This window comes from Chitinophaga sp. NPDC101104, assembly GCF_050277495.1.
Classification (GTDB): Bacteria; Bacteroidota; Bacteroidia; order Chitinophagales; family Chitinophagaceae; genus Chitinophaga.
Map to the genome: position 1 here is coordinate 2,604,251 of NZ_JBNNSF010000001.1, position 16,097 is coordinate 2,620,347.

At 57.1% G+C, this 16,097-nt stretch carries 15 protein-coding genes; 8 read left to right on the forward strand and 7 right to left on the reverse strand.

The window, feature by feature from the left end; all coding sequences use genetic code 11:
• Positions 1 to 161: 161 nt before the first annotated feature.
• The 3 genes from ACQKLP_RS10365 to ACQKLP_RS10375 form a co-directional block, all read right to left on the reverse strand.
• Positions 162 to 1,031 carry an aldose 1-epimerase family protein gene (locus tag ACQKLP_RS10365; protein ID WP_427322611.1) on the reverse strand — a complete coding sequence of 290 codons (870 nt, stop codon included), beginning with the start codon at positions 1,029 to 1,031 and terminating at the stop codon, positions 162 to 164.
• Positions 1,032 to 1,040: 9 nt separating this feature from the next.
• Positions 1,041 to 2,219, reverse strand: coding sequence for a heparan-alpha-glucosaminide N-acetyltransferase domain-containing protein (locus ACQKLP_RS10370; protein WP_427322613.1), 1,179 nt, complete (start codon positions 2,217 to 2,219; stop codon positions 1,041 to 1,043).
• An 86-nt stretch (positions 2,220 to 2,305) separates the two neighbouring features.
• Positions 2,306 to 4,492, reverse strand: a complete 2,187-nt coding sequence (locus ACQKLP_RS10375) for a chondroitinase-B domain-containing protein (protein WP_427322615.1) — start codon at positions 4,490 to 4,492, stop codon at positions 2,306 to 2,308.
• A gap of 256 nt (positions 4,493 to 4,748) precedes the next feature.
• Between ACQKLP_RS10375 and ACQKLP_RS10380 the strand changes: the two genes are divergently transcribed.
• Positions 4,749 to 5,081: a hypothetical protein gene (locus ACQKLP_RS10380; protein ID WP_427322617.1), complete on the forward strand. Its 333-nt coding sequence runs from the start codon at positions 4,749 to 4,751 to the stop codon at positions 5,079 to 5,081.
• Positions 5,082 to 5,133: 52 nt separating this feature from the next.
• Here ACQKLP_RS10380 and map read toward each other — a convergent pair whose 3' ends face one another.
• On the reverse strand, positions 5,134 to 5,898 hold the full coding sequence (map, locus tag ACQKLP_RS10385) for a type I methionyl aminopeptidase (protein WP_427322619.1): 765 nt from the start codon (positions 5,896 to 5,898) through the stop codon (positions 5,134 to 5,136).
• A gap of 57 nt (positions 5,899 to 5,955) precedes the next feature.
• Positions 5,956 to 6,282, reverse strand: a complete 327-nt coding sequence (locus ACQKLP_RS10390; RefSeq protein WP_341838984.1) for a MerR family transcriptional regulator — start codon at positions 6,280 to 6,282, stop codon at positions 5,956 to 5,958.
• 147 nt (positions 6,283 to 6,429) lie between these two features.
• On the opposite strand from ACQKLP_RS10390, the gene ACQKLP_RS10395 reads away from it, so the two are divergent.
• The 4 genes from ACQKLP_RS10395 to ACQKLP_RS10410 all read left to right on the forward strand — a co-directional run bounded on the left by ACQKLP_RS10395 (position 6,430) and on the right by ACQKLP_RS10410 (position 11,189).
• Positions 6,430 to 6,924, forward strand: coding sequence for a nuclear transport factor 2 family protein (locus ACQKLP_RS10395; RefSeq protein WP_427322622.1), 495 nt, complete (start codon positions 6,430 to 6,432; stop codon positions 6,922 to 6,924).
• Positions 6,925 to 7,051: 127 nt separating this feature from the next.
• Complete coding sequence (gene pepE / locus ACQKLP_RS10400) at positions 7,052 to 7,756, forward strand: dipeptidase PepE (RefSeq protein ID WP_427322624.1); 705 nt, start codon at positions 7,052 to 7,054, stop codon at positions 7,754 to 7,756.
• A gap of 184 nt (positions 7,757 to 7,940) precedes the next feature.
• Positions 7,941 to 9,398, forward strand: coding sequence for a Gfo/Idh/MocA family protein (locus ACQKLP_RS10405; protein ID WP_427322626.1), 1,458 nt, complete (start codon positions 7,941 to 7,943; stop codon positions 9,396 to 9,398).
• Positions 9,399 to 9,473: 75 nt separating this feature from the next.
• Positions 9,474 to 11,189 carry a DUF885 family protein gene (locus ACQKLP_RS10410; RefSeq protein WP_427322628.1) on the forward strand — a complete coding sequence of 572 codons (1,716 nt, stop codon included), beginning with the start codon at positions 9,474 to 9,476 and terminating at the stop codon, positions 11,187 to 11,189.
• Here ACQKLP_RS10410 and ACQKLP_RS10415 read toward each other — a convergent pair.
• Positions 11,186 to 11,896, reverse strand: coding sequence for an NUDIX hydrolase (locus tag ACQKLP_RS10415; RefSeq protein WP_240646639.1), 711 nt, complete (start codon positions 11,894 to 11,896; stop codon positions 11,186 to 11,188). The two genes, ACQKLP_RS10410 and ACQKLP_RS10415, sit on opposite strands and share 4 nt — an antisense overlap.
• A 148-nt stretch (positions 11,897 to 12,044) precedes the next feature.
• On the opposite strand from ACQKLP_RS10415, the gene ACQKLP_RS10420 reads away from it, so the two are divergent.
• Positions 12,045 to 13,172, forward strand: a complete 1,128-nt coding sequence (locus tag ACQKLP_RS10420; RefSeq protein ID WP_427322631.1) for an aldose epimerase family protein — start codon at positions 12,045 to 12,047, stop codon at positions 13,170 to 13,172.
• 66 nt (positions 13,173 to 13,238) lie between these two features.
• Here ACQKLP_RS10420 and ACQKLP_RS10425 read toward each other — a convergent pair whose 3' ends face one another.
• Positions 13,239 to 14,240 (reverse strand): NADP-dependent oxidoreductase, encoded by a 1,002-nt coding sequence (locus ACQKLP_RS10425; protein WP_427322633.1) that lies wholly within the window; start codon positions 14,238 to 14,240, stop codon positions 13,239 to 13,241.
• Between the two features lie 105 nt (positions 14,241 to 14,345).
• Between ACQKLP_RS10425 and ACQKLP_RS10430 the strand changes: the two genes are divergently transcribed.
• On the forward strand, positions 14,346 to 14,933 hold the full coding sequence (locus tag ACQKLP_RS10430) for an RNA polymerase sigma factor (RefSeq protein ID WP_427322635.1): 588 nt from the start codon (positions 14,346 to 14,348) through the stop codon (positions 14,931 to 14,933).
• Between the two features lie 122 nt (positions 14,934 to 15,055).
• Positions 15,056 to 16,093, forward strand: coding sequence for a FecR family protein (locus ACQKLP_RS10435; RefSeq protein WP_427322636.1), 1,038 nt, complete (start codon positions 15,056 to 15,058; stop codon positions 16,091 to 16,093).
• Positions 16,094 to 16,097: the final 4 nt, after the last annotated feature.

Consider the following 16,097-nt stretch of genomic DNA (forward strand, 5'->3'; position numbering starts at 1 on the left):
GATTAACAATGCATTAACGGACGCAATTAAGGGAATTCGATCTGGTTAAAATGTTAATACATGTTATGACACCAACGCACAAACGAATTGGTTTGCAGGCAAATAGGGGGTAGTCCCGGCTGAAATCAGCCGGAAGGGCGGTTGAAATGTAACATGGGGAATTAGAAAAAAACGGCCGACCATTCCCGCTGGAAGATCGCTTCGGGCGCCAATTCGATGATACCTTCCTTTTCCGTGATGTCTCCGCTGGCGCTTACGTGGTCGGCGATCCCGCACCAGGGCTCTATGCACACGAAATCGGCATTGGGAGCGGCCCAGATCCCCATGTACGGGAAACCCGGGTAACGCAGTTCGAGCCCATGCGGCGTTTTATCGCTGCGGAGGGAAATGGCGTTGGACGCGAGGTGTTTGAAGACCAGCGCATCTTTCAAAAACAGCTCTTTGGTAAGCGGCAGTTCCTGCGCATTGTCGAAGTACGCGACCGGTTCGTCGAGGATTTGCCCTTCGGGCGAAAGCGGCCACAGGGCTGCGTTCTCCGGCGCATTGAAGTGGAGCGTATAGTCGTCGTAATGCGTCCCCTCCGCCAGCGGGACCCTGAAAGCAGGATGCGCCCCGATCGAAAAATACATGGGCTGGTCGCCGGTATTCTGCACGGTGTAGCGGACGGTCAGCGTGGCATCGTTCACCGTATACCGGATGCTCAGTGAGAAAGGGAAGGGGTACCGGGCCAGGGAGTCTGCATCGTCCGTCAACACGAACGTCGCCGAATGCGGCGTCTGCTCCGTCAGTTCAAAGGTTTTGTCCCGCGCGAAGCCATGGCGCCCCAGCTCGTAGGTTTTTCCGTCGAAACGGTACCGGTTGTTTTTCAGTCCGCCCACGATGGGGAACAGTACCGGGCTTTTCTTTCCCCAGAAAGCGGCATCGCCGCTCCAGAGGTATTCCAGGTGATTGTCTTTCCGTTGGATAGCCTGCAGTTCCGCGCCTTTCGGGCTGATCTGCACGCGCAGGATCTCATTCTCGATAGTAGTCATGCTACAAATTTACAGTTTCAGCCGGATTCCCCGTTTGCTGATCCATCCCGTCAGCTGAACGATGATCAGCGCGAAGGTGAGCGATTTCAACAGCCCGGGTACCCCGCCCCAGGGGAACATCATCGGAACCGACAGTGCGCCCATCAAGGCATAAGCATAATAAGGCATCAGGTAACAGAGCAACGTGTCCGTCCCCGCAGGTCGAATGATCCTGAAAACATCGCCTTTCCCCTTCAAATCCGCGATCCAGTACACCAGCGTGAACACAAGCAGGGTAATCGCACTGCAGATATACACCCAACTGGGCGTCACCATCACCTTCGAAATGCCCCATATCGGCCGTGTAGCGAGCCCCGCCACCAGGAGCCCCGCTGCAATGCCCGTTAACCATCCGATAACGGGAATTCGGCGCCCTTTCGCCACGAAATCCCGGAAAAGAATGGATGCCACCGTTCCCCCGAGCACCAGGGCCGCCAGTCCGCCGTCGCCCACCGGGGCCAGGAACCGCCGGAGCGGATGATCTTCCGCGATGAGACCGCCATGCGCCGCCATGTTGAAAGCCATACATACGAGCCAAACGCCCAGTACCACACCGATTTTGCCTTTGCCGAGGATGAAAGTAAGCGCCCCCACGAGGTAAGCCCAGCCAATCAATCCCAAAATCCCCCACCAGTACGTCGAAAATCCCTGCGCATGTTCGCCGCCGCGGCAAACGCTCACCAGTAACAGCAATCCGGCGATGCCGATCGCTTTGAGCACGTATTTGCGGACGTTCGGCCAGCCAGCCGGATATTGGTTCCAGATAAGGATGAACGATGTGCAGGCGATCGCGTTCCAGGCCCCGCGCGACAGGCCGGTTGCCCCCTCGTTCAGGTATTCCCCGTTCACCAATACCAGCCCCATCACGAGCAAACCGATCCCGCGCTCCAGCGCATGGCGGACGAGCGCCCAGGTGCCGTCGCCCTTTTTGATACGGTTGGCCACGGCGTAGGGAATGCTCATGCCCACAATGAACAGGAAGGCGGGGAACACGGTATCTGCCAGGCCCATACCGTCTTCCCGCGGTTTGGTGTGCTCCAGCCACAGGGGAATGTCGTGCAATGTCCAGAGGTCGTTGACGAAGATCATGAGCGTCATCGTCAGGGCACGGGTAATGTCTATCGACGCGATTCTTTGGGAAAGGGTCATAAGATGGGTGGAATTTGTGTCAAGTTAAAAAACGGGGCCGGCATTATCAACCGCGCCCCGTTGACTTTCGTTGTAACCTTCAGTTTTTATCGCGCCACCACCAGGCGTACCTGCCTGTCCATGCGCCCGGATTGCAGCCGCAGGATGTACACGCCCGAAGGCTGCGGCGACTGCGGCCAGCGCAGCGTGTGCTCGCCGGCTTCCTGGCGCGCGTTGAGCAATGTTTGCGTTTGTCCGTTCATGTTATATACGGAAATCTGCACGTTTCCCGCTTCCGGGAGCGCATATTTTATCGTGGATGCCCCGCCGGATACGGGGTTGGGGTACACTTCCAGCTTCACGTCCTTCGACAGTTCCGCCTTTCCGCCGTCCAGTTTCGCCTGCATCAAAGCCCCGCCGCCACCGCTCTGCCCGAACACCCGCAGCTCCGAAATGCTCGCCCAGGTGCCGGTATAATCCGCCGCACCCGTTACGTTGATGCGCACGTACCGCGCCGCTACCGGACTGAAATTGTCCGTAATCGGCGAAGCCACCGTACCTGGCGTGGTGTTGGCGGAACGGTTCACGATTTGCGTGAAACTTCCGCCAGCCGTGGTTTTGGCCTGGATCGTGAATTGATAGGCGCGGTCGCTGAAGCAGACCACTTCGGTTTTCGAAATATCGTACACCGCGCCGAGGTCCACTTCCAGCCACTGTGGGTACACGCTGGCCGACCAGCGGGTGTTCACGTCGCCGTCTACCGCCGAGGTTGCGGGGTTTTCGGGCTGGGGCTGACTGCTGGCCGTCACGGATTTGTTGAGGGCGAGATTGGCGAGCGCGGGAGGAGCGTCCGGGTCGGGAGGACCGCCCATCCAGGCCGGCCCAACGTCCATCGAGTCGAGCGGACGATTGGTGACCGTTCCGGACACACGCTCGTCGGCCCCTGCATCTTTGGAGGAAGTGCGGGCCTGTCCGTCGATGTCGAACGATACATTGATATCTACCGGCAATCCGGAAATATCGAGCACGCCGCCCCATCCGCCGACGCCTGCGTCTATGGCCGGGCTGGACGCGCCGATGCGCCAGCTGCCCGCCGATTCCAGTTGCGGGTTGGCGATGGTGATGCCGCCGGGATTCGTGATGCCGAGGGTGCCGGAAAAAATGTTCCCCTGCCAGGTTTCGGAACCGGTGAGGGTGTTGGCTACGAGCGGTTGATCGGCGTCTACGACCACGTTATTGGCGACTTTCACGCCGGTGGGCGATAGCGGCCGGGAGCCGTTGTTCAGATCGATGGCGCGGCCGCTGTTGAATTCGCCGATGGTGTTGTAGGCGATCACGCAGCCGTTGATCTGCGGGTTGTAGCGGACTTCCCCGGCCGGGTAATCCTGTCCTTTCTGGAGGGTGATCACCGCATCGCCGGTGGAATTGGCTGCGTCCAGGCCATAGAAGAAGTTGTTGATGATATAGTTCTGCGAACCGATGACGCGCACGCCGCCGGTTTTCGCTTTTCCTTCGCCGAGGAACCAGTTGGCGTAAAGGACGTTACGGTCGCCATGGCGGAAGCAGAACTGGCCTTCCGAGCGGCGGAAGGTATTGTAGCGATAGAGGTTTTCCGCGCTTTTGTTGGAAATGATCTCGTTTTCGCCGTCGCATTCGCGGAAGAGGTTGTATTGGAAGAGCGTCCGGGAGATGTTGTCCATTTGCCCGGAATAGCCTACCCGTACGGTTTCTCCGCCATTTACGCCCAGCGGCGGGCGGCGGGAAAAGTGGTTGTATTCCACCACATGGAAGTCGGCGGTTTTGTCCCGCACTTCGATCTGGAGGGTAGGGTCAACGGTGTTTTTGCCTTCGAAATGGCAATGGTCGAGGCGGGCGCGAAACCCGTCGAGCACCATCCATTTCGATCCGGAATTGAAGTTAATGATGGCGCACTGCGTGATGCGGTTGTAGCTGCCGCGGATGGTCACCACGTTGCCGGTGACGGTGCCGTTGGTCCATTTGAACCCGCGTACCACCAGGTAAGTGCCGGTGACGTTGAGGGTGGAGTTGCCCGTGAACGTAACGCCGCCGGGTGTTTGGGCGCGCATTTCGATTGCGGCGGTGGATGTGCCGGAGGAACTGAAAGTGATGGCGGCATTGTTCCAGGTGCCGTTTTGTAAAATGACGCGGTCGCCGGGCTGCGCGGCCGAAATGGCGGCGTTGAGCGCGGTCATGTCAGACACGTTGCGATCGATGGCCGAAGCAACGGTACAGCATAATAGCAGGCAAATAAGCCAGTGGTAACGTTTTCGCATAAGTGGAATTTGGGTGATGAATAAAATACGGTCCGGCAGACGGGAAGATGATCGTGCATTTTTGCGGAAACGTTTTGATTATCAATGCTTGCCAGGCATAAAAGGTCATTGGCGAAATACGTTTTTCAGTGTGTAGATGCGCGTTTTCATAACTATCGGGAATGGCAGGGTTCGAATATATGCAAACGATTGCATATTTGCGAATATTTTTTGGGGAAAATGGGTTGAATTTTGATGTGGGGACGTACATTGGAGCATGGCTTTTTATAGAGACAAGCAACGCGTCATCGATTATCCGCCGGAAAAACTCCGTGATTTTCATTCCTTCAGGTATGAATGGATCGATAATCTGAATTTTACCTTAACACCGGAAGAATGTCTGGACGATCCCGCGCCTTATATTTCCATCGCGAGAGAAATGTTTCTCGAAGTTGGTTGGGAAGGAGATGGGAAGATCGAATTGATGTGGGTCCCTCCATTTGCCCTGAAAGCCGGAAACCCGATGGGCGTTACGATCTGGCATGTGAAACAGCAGGAAGACGGAACGTCTTGGCTGTTATCGCCCATTCCGCTGGAATTTGCTTTATAAATAAAAAGCGACAGCCTCCGGAGGGGCTGTCGCGCAGTATTTTCGAACGGATTTAACTCCAGATTTCGTTGCCTTCGGTGAGGAGAACGGGGGCGCCGTCGGTTACCATGATGGTGTGCTCATGTTGGGCCACGAAGCTGCCGTCTTTGGTCTGGAGCGTCCAGCCATCGCCGTTTTCATAGGCCCAGGTAGCCCGGGTGGAAATGAAGGTTTCGATGGCCACCACGCCGTTTTTGCGGAAGCGGGCGCGGTTGTATTTGTCGTAGTAGTTGGCGATGGAGTGGGGCTCTTCGTGGAGGCTGCGGCCGATGCCGTGGCCGGTGAGGTTTTCAATCACCCGGAAACCTCTTTTCTTCGCTTCCGCTTCGATCAATCCGCCGATTTCTGCAATTTTCACACCGTCGCGGATGTTGGCGATCGCTTTGCGGAGAATGTCGCGCGAAGCGTCCACGAGTTTCTGATGGCCGTGGATGTCTTCCCCGAGCACGAAAGAACCGCCGTTATCCGCCCAGAAGCCGTTCAGTTCGGCGGAAACGTCCACGTTTACGAGGTCGCCCTCCTGCAAGATGCGCTTCACCGAGGGGATGCCGTGCGCGATCTCGTTGTTGACCGAGATGCACGTCCAGCCAGGGAAACCGTACGTCAGTTTAGGCGCGCTTTTGGCCCCGAATGCCGCGAGCACGGCATTGCCGAATTCGTCCAGTTCACCGGTCGACATTCCCGGGCGGGCGTGTTCCCGCATCGCTTTCAGGGTGAGGGCCACCGCTTCTCCGGCCGCCTGCATGCCCTGTAATTCCGCTTCGTTCGTGATAGACATGGGATTCGTTATCTGTTTGTCGCAATTTAGTTAATAATAGGCATTGGCACATGGGTACTAGTGCTTAGGCGGTTTGCCGGGCCGGGAGAGGCGTTTGAGCGCCTTCTCGATGGTGTCCATCCGCTTGCGGATCTTCTCCGCCGCCGCATCGAGGGTAAAACCTTCGTCGAGCAGCTCCTTGATGAGGAGCATCTTCTTGATATTGGCGTAATCGTACCGCCGGTTTTTACCTTCTTCCTCCGTCAGGCTGATGATAATGCCCTTGTCTTCCCAATACCGGATCTGCCTGGCCGGGATCCCCGTGATCTGGGATACTTCCCCGATCCCCACCACCAGGCGCCCCAGGAACTCAAAATCGAACTGCAAATCTTCCGTCGTGTCCATTTTGTAAATTATTTACAATGATTGTTGTGAAATTAAAAACTATTCCTTTAATTTGCAATTGTAAATAATTTACAAAACAGGACATTAAATTACATTGTATGCCTCAAACCGCCACTGGCGGCATTTGATCCCACAAAATCTCGACTCATGAAAAGGCTATTTATCGTGCTTTGCCTGGCCGGCGGATTCGTTCCGGCACAGGCCCGGAACCCCCTTGCCACGGCGCCCCGCTTCCATGAAGCGCCCGCCAAATCCACCGTCCAGGCCTTTTTCGCCGCATTCGGCAAAGGCGACCTGGAAGCCCTCGTCCAAACCTTCGACCCCGCCGCGGAAATCACGGCCGTTCGCGCCGGCAACCGTACCGCCGGACAAATCTACGGTTCCTACAAAGGCCACGCCGGCGTTCGGGAATTCGTAGCCGGCCTCGGCGCCGCCTTCCAGACGCAGGCATTTACCGTGGAGCAGGTGATCGGCGAAGGGGAGACCGTGTTCGCCAGCGGCAAATTCACGCACCTCGTGAAAGCCACCGGCAAAACGTTTTCCAGCGACTGGGCGCTGAAATGCACCGTTCGCAACGGCAAGATCGTATCGTACCACTTCTATGAAGATTCCGCCGCCTATGCGCAGGCCAGCGGCGCCTGATCCCATGCAGCCGTGCTTATGCCGCGGGGCCCTTTGCGAAGGGGGCTCCGCGGATTCCTTATCCCGCCATTCCCAAAATTCCACGCTTCCTGCGTTCCCGTTTGCCGCGGGTTCCGTAATTTAGGACATGCGAAAGATTGTTTTAGCCAGTACATCGACTTTATTCGGCCAGGATTACCTCTCTTACCTGGAACCCGCCATCCGCGAACTGTTTGCCGGCATTCCGGAGATCGTTTTCATCCCATATGCGCGCCCCGGCGGCATTTCCCACGACGATTACACCGCCCGCGCCGCAGCAGCCTTCGCTGCCTGGGGCATCCAGGTGCGGGGCCTGCATACTTTCCCGGATCCGGAAGTGGCCATCCGGCATGCTGCGGGTTATTTCACCGGCGGCGGCAACACCTTCCTCCTGGTCAAACAACTGCACGAAAATAAACTCATGGATTTGCTGGCCGCCGAAGTGGAAGGAGGGAAGCCTTACCTCGGCACGAGCGCCGGCAGCAACATCGGCGGAGTGAACATGCAAACCACCAACGACATGCCCATCGTGTACCCGCCCAGTTTCCAGACCATGGACCTCGTCCCCTTCAACCTCAACCCCCATTACCTCGATCCGCAACCCGGTTCCGCGCATATGGGCGAAACCCGTGAAACCCGCATCCGCGAATTCCACACCCAGCAAAACATACCGGTAGTAGGCCTGCGCGAAGGCAGCTGGATCGAAGTGAAAGGAACGGAGATCACACTGCGGGGGCCTCTCACTGCCAGGATCTTCAAAGCCGGTCATGAACCTTATGAAATGTCGCCCGGCGGCAACCTGTCCCTCATATGATCTTCTTTTTACAGCTAAATATTTAGCGGGCGGCTTACCGGTCGCCCGCTTTTTCTGCCATTCCATCCAGTTATTTGATGATTTCTTCAACAATTTTCACCGTTAGTGGAGGTTTTCTGAAAAAAGTGGAAATGTTTATTAATTTAACCGGCTCTTTATTGTCTACAAGCTCAACCAATTCACTATGAGTTCAAATCGGAGAAATTTCCTTCGCCACCTGGCGATCGGTTCCGGCGCACTGATGACCGGTATCCCGTCTTTCGCATCTTCCGTTCCCAGCGATGAGGAACTGAAAATCGCGTTGGATCAGTCCAAGAAATCGCAACGCTTCAACATGAGCGGTTATGCCGCTCCCAAGATCGACAAGGTGCGGATCGGTTTCATCGGACAGGGTATGCGCGGGCCGGGCGCGGTTCAGCGTATGTCGTATATCGATGGTGTTGAGATCGTAGCCATCTGCGACCTGCTGCCCGAGCGCGCCACCAAATCGAACGGTATCGTTACGAAAATGGGCCGCCCTGCCGCCAAGGAATATTCCGGCGCCAATGGCTGGAAGGAAATGATCGATAAGGAGCAACTGGACCTGGTGTACATCACCACGCCCTGGGACCTCCATACCCCTATGGCCCTTTACGCCATGGAACACGGTTGCCACGCAGCGTCCGAAGTGCCCATCGCACTCACGCTCGAAGATTGCTGGAAACTCGTGGAAACTTCCGAACGCACCAAAAAGCATTGCATGATGCTGGAGAACTGCTGCTACGACTTCTTCGAGCTGCTGACGCTCAACATGGCGCGCCAGGGCCTCTTCGGCGAAATCGTGCACGCAGAAGGCGCGTATATCCACGATCTGCGTGATCTCAACTTCTCCAAAAAAGGGTACCAGAACATGTGGCGCCTCCGCGAGAACATCGCGCACAACGGCTGCCTGTACCCGACCCACGGCCTCGGCCCCATCGCACAGTGCATGAACATCAACCGCGGCGATAAAATGGATTACCTCGTGTCTATGTCCAGCAACGATTATATGATGGGCGAGATCGCGAAAGCCAAAGCAGCCGAAGATCCGTTCTTCAACGAATTCGTAGGCAAAAACTATCGCGGCCAGATGAACACCACCACCATCAAAACCGCTAAAGGCAAGACGTTGATGGTACAGCACGACGTAACTTCCCCTCGCCCGTATTCCCGCATCCACCTCGTGAGCGGCACCAAAGGCGTAGCCAGCAAATGGCCCGATCCCGAGCGCATCGCTTTCGGCCACGACTGGATCAAGGAAGCAGAACTGAAAAAACTTTACGACCAGTACACCCCCGAGATCGTTCGCAAGATCGGGGAAATGGCCAAGCAAATCGGCGGCCACGGCGGGATGGACTTCATGATGGACTGGCGCCTCATCGACTGTCTGCGCAACGGCCTCCCGCTGGACCAGGACGTGTACGACGGCGTGGCATGGAGCTGCATCTTCCCGCTGAGCGGAAAATCCATCGCCAAACGTTCTTCCAGCGTGGATATTCCCGACTTTACCCGCGGCGCCTGGAAAACCAACGCCCCCGTTGAACTGACGCTGAAAGGCGGCGGCACCACCGGCGTGATCGGCGTGGAAAAGAAAGGTGAGTCCAAGCAATTGAACGTGCACTAATCCCGCACGCAAACGATACCTGGCGCTCTCCTTTACCGGGAGAGCGCTTTTTTTTACAACCTACCGCTACCTGCTATGAAACATTTCCTTTCCTGCTGCCTGCTGCTGCTTTCGGCTACCACGATGGCGCAGCGCCTCGACACCGACCTCTATGCGCAAACCAGCGAAGTCAACAATATTATGGTGCAGTTCGAGGCCGACCGCGGCATCCTGCAACGGTTTTACGCCATCCGCAACTCGCCCGAACGGCGGGAAAGACTGGAAAAATTGTACGCGGATTATATGCAAAGGCTGGCTGCGCTGGATTGGGACAAACTGCCCACGGGCTCCCGCGCCGATTATGTCCTGTTTCGCCGTAACCTGCAACAGGAGCGGAATACGCTGACCGTCGAAAAGGTGGAAACGGCGCAGTTGAAACGGTATTTCCCGTTCGCGGACTCGCTGTATGCCGCCGAAGCCCGCAGGCGAAGGGGCCTCACGCCCAACGCGCGCGCCCTCGCCGCCGCGTGGAACGAAGCAGGCAAGGCGGTTCGCGCGCAGCTGGCTTTGCTGGCGAAAGACAGCACGCTGTCTCCCTTCCTGGCCCAACGCGGCGCCGGCATCGCACGGGGCTTGCAACAGGCCATCAAAAGCACCTACGAGTTTTACACCGGCTTCGATCCCCAGTTTTCCTGGTGGATGCCCGCGCCGTACCGGGAGCTGGACAGTGTCCTTGACCATTACGCCAACACCTTCCAGCAAATCGCGAAACGTGCGCCGTCGCAGAAAGACGACGGGTCGGGCATCATCGGCAACCCCATCGGCCAGGCCGGCGTACAGGTGTTGCTGCAACATGAAATGATCCCGTACTCGCCCGACGAGCTGATCGCCATCGCCAACCGCGAATTCGCCTGGTGTGAAAAGGAAATGCTCAAAGCCTCCCGCGACATGGGGTTCGGCGATAACTGGAAAGCCGCCATGGAAAAGGTGAAAGGCACTTCCGTGGAGCCGGGTTCGCAGCCGGAAGCGATGTTGGGACTGTATAACGAGTCCGTCGCGTTTTTGAAGGAACATCAATTGATATCGTTACCGCCGCTGGCCGAGGAAACCTGGCGGATGAACATGCTTTCGCCGGAAAGACAACTGGTGGCGCCGTTCTTCCTGGGCGGGGAGGAGCTGCTGATCGCCTTTCCGACCAACGCCATGCGCCACGATGACAAGATGATGTCGATCCGCGGCAATAACCCTCATTTCTCCCGCGCCGTGGTGCATCACGAATTGCTGGCGGGGCACGGTTTGCAGCAGTTCATGAACGACCGCTACAAAGCCTATCGCCATTTCGATACGCCGTTCTGGACCGAAGGCTGGGCATTGTACTGGGAGCGGCTGTTGTGGGACAGGGGCTTTCCCCGTTCTGCGGAAGACCGCGTGGGCATGCTGTTCTGGCGGATGCACCGTTGCGCCCGCATCATCTTTTCCCTCAGCTATCACACGAATAAATGGACGCCGCAGCAATGCATCGATTTCCTCGTGGAGCGGGTCAACCACGAACGCGCCAACGCGGAAGGCGAAGTGCGCCGCTCGTTCACCGGCGGGTACGGCCCGCTGTACCAGATCGCTTACATGATCGGTGGTTTACAGTTCGAAGCATTGAAGAAGGAACTGGTAGACAGCGGGAAAATGAACATCCGCGATTTCCATGACGCCATCATCCGCGAAAACGCGATGCCGGTGGAAATGGTGCGCGCCATTCTTTTGGACAAATTGCCCAATAAGGATTTCAAGTCCAGCTGGCGGTTTTACCCGCTCTAGCGGATGGAATCCGGGTTGGGAATGAAATTGAGGAAGGCGTTGAATTTGGTCTGGTACTTCCGCTTGTCGAGCTTATAGTAAAAGGCGCCTCTTTTGGAGGTGGCCTTTTCTTTGTCTTTCTGCTTGACGAGCAGCCCTGTCGACAATACTTTCCGGGAAAAATTACGTTTATCCATCAGCGTGTCGAAAATACCTTCGTAGAGGTGCTGGAGCTGGGGGAGCGTGAATTTTTCCGGGAGCATTTCGAACACGATGGGATGGAAAGCAGCCTTGTAGCGGAGTTTCTGCTGCGCCAGGGCCACCATGTCGCGATGGTCGAAAATGAGGGACGGCAGCTTTTTGAGGGGGAACCACTCGGCATGGTAATCCTGGTTGATCTGCTGTGTATACCGGTTAATGTCGATCAGGCTGGAATATACGACAGACAGCGTACGGTCCACCGGGTCGCGCTCCACTTCCCCGAAAATGTACAACTGTTCCATGTACACGTTCTCCAGGCCGGTCAGCTCCTTCAACACACGGCTCGCCGCAAGATCGATGTTCTCGTCTCGCTTCATAAGTCCGCCGGCAAGGCTCCAGCGGCCCTTTTCGGGCTCGAAGCCCCGTTTGATGAGGAGCAGTTTCAGCTCCGTTCCGTCAAATCCAAAAATAATACAGTCTACGGCCACCAGCATCCTGTTTTTGCTGGAGTATTGGGCGATTCTCAAGGCGGATCAGTTTTTTACGTGGTCACGATATAAATGTCGCACAGACAATTTATCAAACATTCCTGAAAAATTGGCTGGAAATTTCGGGATTTAATCCAGATATTTAAAGGATCAAACCCGAATTCTGTTTTAAAATTTCACGTTTTACATGAAAAAGTTATCGACCCTCATGGCCCTGTCTACCGGTGGCATCATGGCTTTTACCGCCTGTGGCGACGGTGGCGGCAAAGCGCGCGCGGTATCGCTGACCAGCGCCAGGTACGGCGAAACGGGCGGCGCGGAAGTCACCCAGTACACCCTCACCAACGCCAACGGCATGATCGTCAAGGTCCTGAACTACGGCGGCATCATCACCGATATCATCACGCCAGACAAGAGCGGGGCGCCCGGCAACGTGGTGCTTTCGTACGACAGCCTGAGCGGCTACCTTCAGGCCGGCAACCCTTATTTCGGGACGCTCGTGGGCCGGTACGCCAACCGCATCGCCAATGCGCAGTTCTCGCTGGACGGCGTTACGTACAAGCTGGCGCCAAATAACAACGGCAACACCCTGCACGGTGGGCTGAAAGGTTTCGATAAAGTGATCTGGAAAGCCACGCCCCAGGCCGGCGATTCCAGTCTGCTGCTCGAATACCGCTCCGCAGACGGGGAAGAAGGCTATCCCGGTAACCTCGACGTAAAAGTGGTGTACACCCTTACGGCCGACAATGCCCTGCAGATCGACTATACGGCTACCACCGACAAGGCAACGCCCATCAACCTCACCAACCACAGCTATTTCAACCTGTCGGCCGGCCAAAGCCACGACATCCTGGGCCATGAGCTGCAGTTGCGCGCGCCGCGCTACACGCCGGTGAACGAAAACCTCATCCCGCTGGGCCGCCTCGATTCCGTGGCCGGCACTGCCATGGATTTTACAACGCCGCACAAGATCGGCGAGCGCATCAGCCAGGTCCAGGGCGGCTACGATCATAACTGGGTGCTGGAAGAAGGCGAAGGGCTGCAGGAATTCGGGATGTTGTACGATTCCGTTTCCGGACGTGTGATGACGGTGGCCACTACCGAGCCGGGCGTCCAGTTCTACAGCGGCAATTTCCTCGACGGATCGCTGAAAAACACGCGCAACAACGCCGTGTACGGAAAACACGCCGGCATGTGCCTGGAAACCCAGCATTTCCCGGATTCTCCGAACCAGCCGTCGTTCCCCAGCGCCATTCTCCGGCCGGGAGAAACCTACAAACAAACAACGGTGTACCGGTTCGCGGTACGCAAATAATCGCATTTCGTGAAAATGGAAAGCCGTCCCGATCATACCGGAACGGCTTTTTTTATGCCCACGCCATCAGGCTTTTACGATCATTTTACCTTTGTTTTTGCCGGAAAACAGGCCGAGCAGGGCTTCGGGTAATTGCTCGAACCCTTCCGCCACGGTTTCCTCCGACTTGATTTTGCCCGCCTTCACGAGCGGCGCCAGAAACTCGATCCCTTCACGGAACCGGGATGCGTAATTGCGGATGATGAACCCCTGCATAAGGATGCTCCGCGTCACCATAAGCCCCTGCCAGCGCGGGCCGGTCGGCACTTCGGTGGCGTTGTAGTAGGAGATCTGCCCGCAAAGCGGCACCCGCGCAAAGAAATTCAGCTGTCTCATCACCGCGTCAGACACTTCGCCGCCCACATTATCGAAATAAATATCCACGCCGTTGGGGCAGAGCGTCGACAGGCGATCGTCGAGCCCCGGCTCGTTATAATTGATGGCGGCATCGAATCCGAAGTAATCGGTCAGCAGTTTCACTTTTTCGTCCGACCCGGCGATCCCTACCGCCCGGCAGCCCAAATGCTTCGCGATCTGCCCGACCACAGAGCCCACGGCCCCGGCAGCGCCGGATACCACAACGGTTTCGCCGGCTTTGGGCTTGCCGATGTCCATGAGGCCGATGTAGGCCGTGAGGCCCGTCATCCCCAGCACGCCGAGGTAATAGCTGGGCGGTGCGATGCTGGCGTCGATTTTCTGAACAGCGGATGCGGGAACGGTCATTTCCGTGCGCCAGGGAAGGTAGGGACCGAGCACCACGTCCCCCGGCTGGAACTTAGGATCGCGGGAAGCGGTCACTTCCGCCACTACGCCGCCTTCCAGCGCGTTGTTCACCTGGAACGGGGGGACGTAGGATTTGCTATCGTTCATCCGTCCGCGCATGTACGGGTCCACGGAATAGAACAATCCTTTCAGCTGAAGCTCGCCTTCCTTCGCGTCGGGCAACGGCACTTCGTCTATCCTGAAAATGGAAGCGTCGGGGAGACCGGTGGGCCGGGCGGCGAACGTGATCTGTTTTACCTTTTTCATGTTGTAATAACCCCCGGGCACGGGGTTTGGTTGCCGGTCGATGGTTGAAATCGGATTTTTTACGAATAATGCATACCTTGTCTGCACGAAAGCCGCCGTATCAGCATGTCGCTACAAGATAACACGCCTCCCGCACCGGACCCGGGCTGGGAGGCTTTCCGGAAAGGGGACAGGGATGCGTTTGCGCAGTTGTATGACGAACACGCCCCGCCACTGATCGTTTACGGGATCAGGGTGAGCGGCGACGAGGGGTTGGTGCGCGACGTGGTCCAGGACCTTTTCGTTGAAATTTGGCGCTCCCGCGCGAACCTGCAGTCGCCCGGTTCGGTGAGGGGCTACCTGTTGAAAGCCCTCCGCTACAAACTCATGCGGAAAGCGGCCGTGCGCCTGCTGTACGCCGATTCGCTCCCCGAACAGGCAGACACCGCCAACCCGGAATCCATCATCCTCGAGCACGAAAACGAAGTCATCCGCCGCCAGCTCATCCGCCGGGCCATCGACCGTTTGCCGAAGCGCCAGCAGGAAATGGTCAACCTGCGGTTTTACCAGGGGCTGAGCACGGAAGAAGCCGCCAGCGTCATGTCCGTCAATTATCAATCCGCCGCCAACCTTCTCCACAGGGCCGTTTCGCAGCTCCGCGAAATGCTCGGGCCCGGGGCGCTTGCCATCATTATCCTCTGCCGCGAGGGCTGATAAAAAACGGCCGTAGCCCCGCAGTTTTCCTTCCACCGAAAAAAAATAAAAAAAAAACGCCGCCAGGTGAGTATCGCGGAGCGGAATGGGTCACCTATTGAAGAACGACCACATTTCAGCAAATGTCTAACCACCCATCCGACCTGGAAAATTTACTGCGAAACGACGACTTCGTGCAATGGACTTTACGCCCAACGGCGGAAGGGGACGCGCGTTGGGAGGCCTGGATAGGCGGGGATGCGGAGCGCCGTGCCCTGGTAGACCGCTGCCGGAGCGCCGTTTTGGCCGTTCATGCCGCGGAATCCGAAGTTCCGGCCGAAATGCTGGCCGGGGAAATCTGGGATAAGATGCAGGGCGCCCTCCGCCCTAAGGTCCGCTGGATGTCTTATGCGGCGGTCGCTGCGGTGGTATTGCTGCTGGCAGGGGCGGGATGGTGGTGGATGGACGGGCGGCCCGCAGGAAAAGGGGATATGGCCATGGAAGCGCCCGCTGTCGTGAAAGGGGAAAACGGGGAAATATCGGCGGCCAATAACGGGGCGGGACTGAAAACCGTATTAATGGTAGACGGTTCGCGGATTACGCTGAGCCCCGGCGCGAAGGTGCATTTTCAAAGCCTGCCCGGCCCGGATGCCCGGAACGTGCGGCTGGAAGGCTCGGCTTTCTTCGAAGTATCGCCCGACCCGAAGCGGCCCTTCACCGTGTTCGCCGGCAAAGTGGTGACCCGCGTACTGGGTACCAGCTTCCGGATCAGCGGGGAACGCAGCATCACGGTGGCCGTGCGCTCGGGAAAAGTGTCCGTTTCCCATGCGGGAGATAACAGCGCCTGGATTTTGCTGCCCAACGAACAGGCGGTTTATGACGCCGGTCGCAACACGATGGCCAAGTCGGTTGTTATCAATAAAACCATCCTCGAAAACCCTGTTCCGCCGACTCCCCGGTTCAGTTTCGACGAAACCCCGGCCCCGGCGGTGATAGACGAACTGTCCGGAACTTATGCCGTGAATATCCGCTACGACAGGCGGACGTTCGAAAAATGCAGGATTACCGTGTCTCTCGAAGAAGGCACTTTTTACGATAAACTGGAGGTGCTCTGCAAAGTGCTGGGCGCCACATATGAAATAGTGAACAATGAAGTACGGATTGCTGGTCCTGGCTGCTGATCGC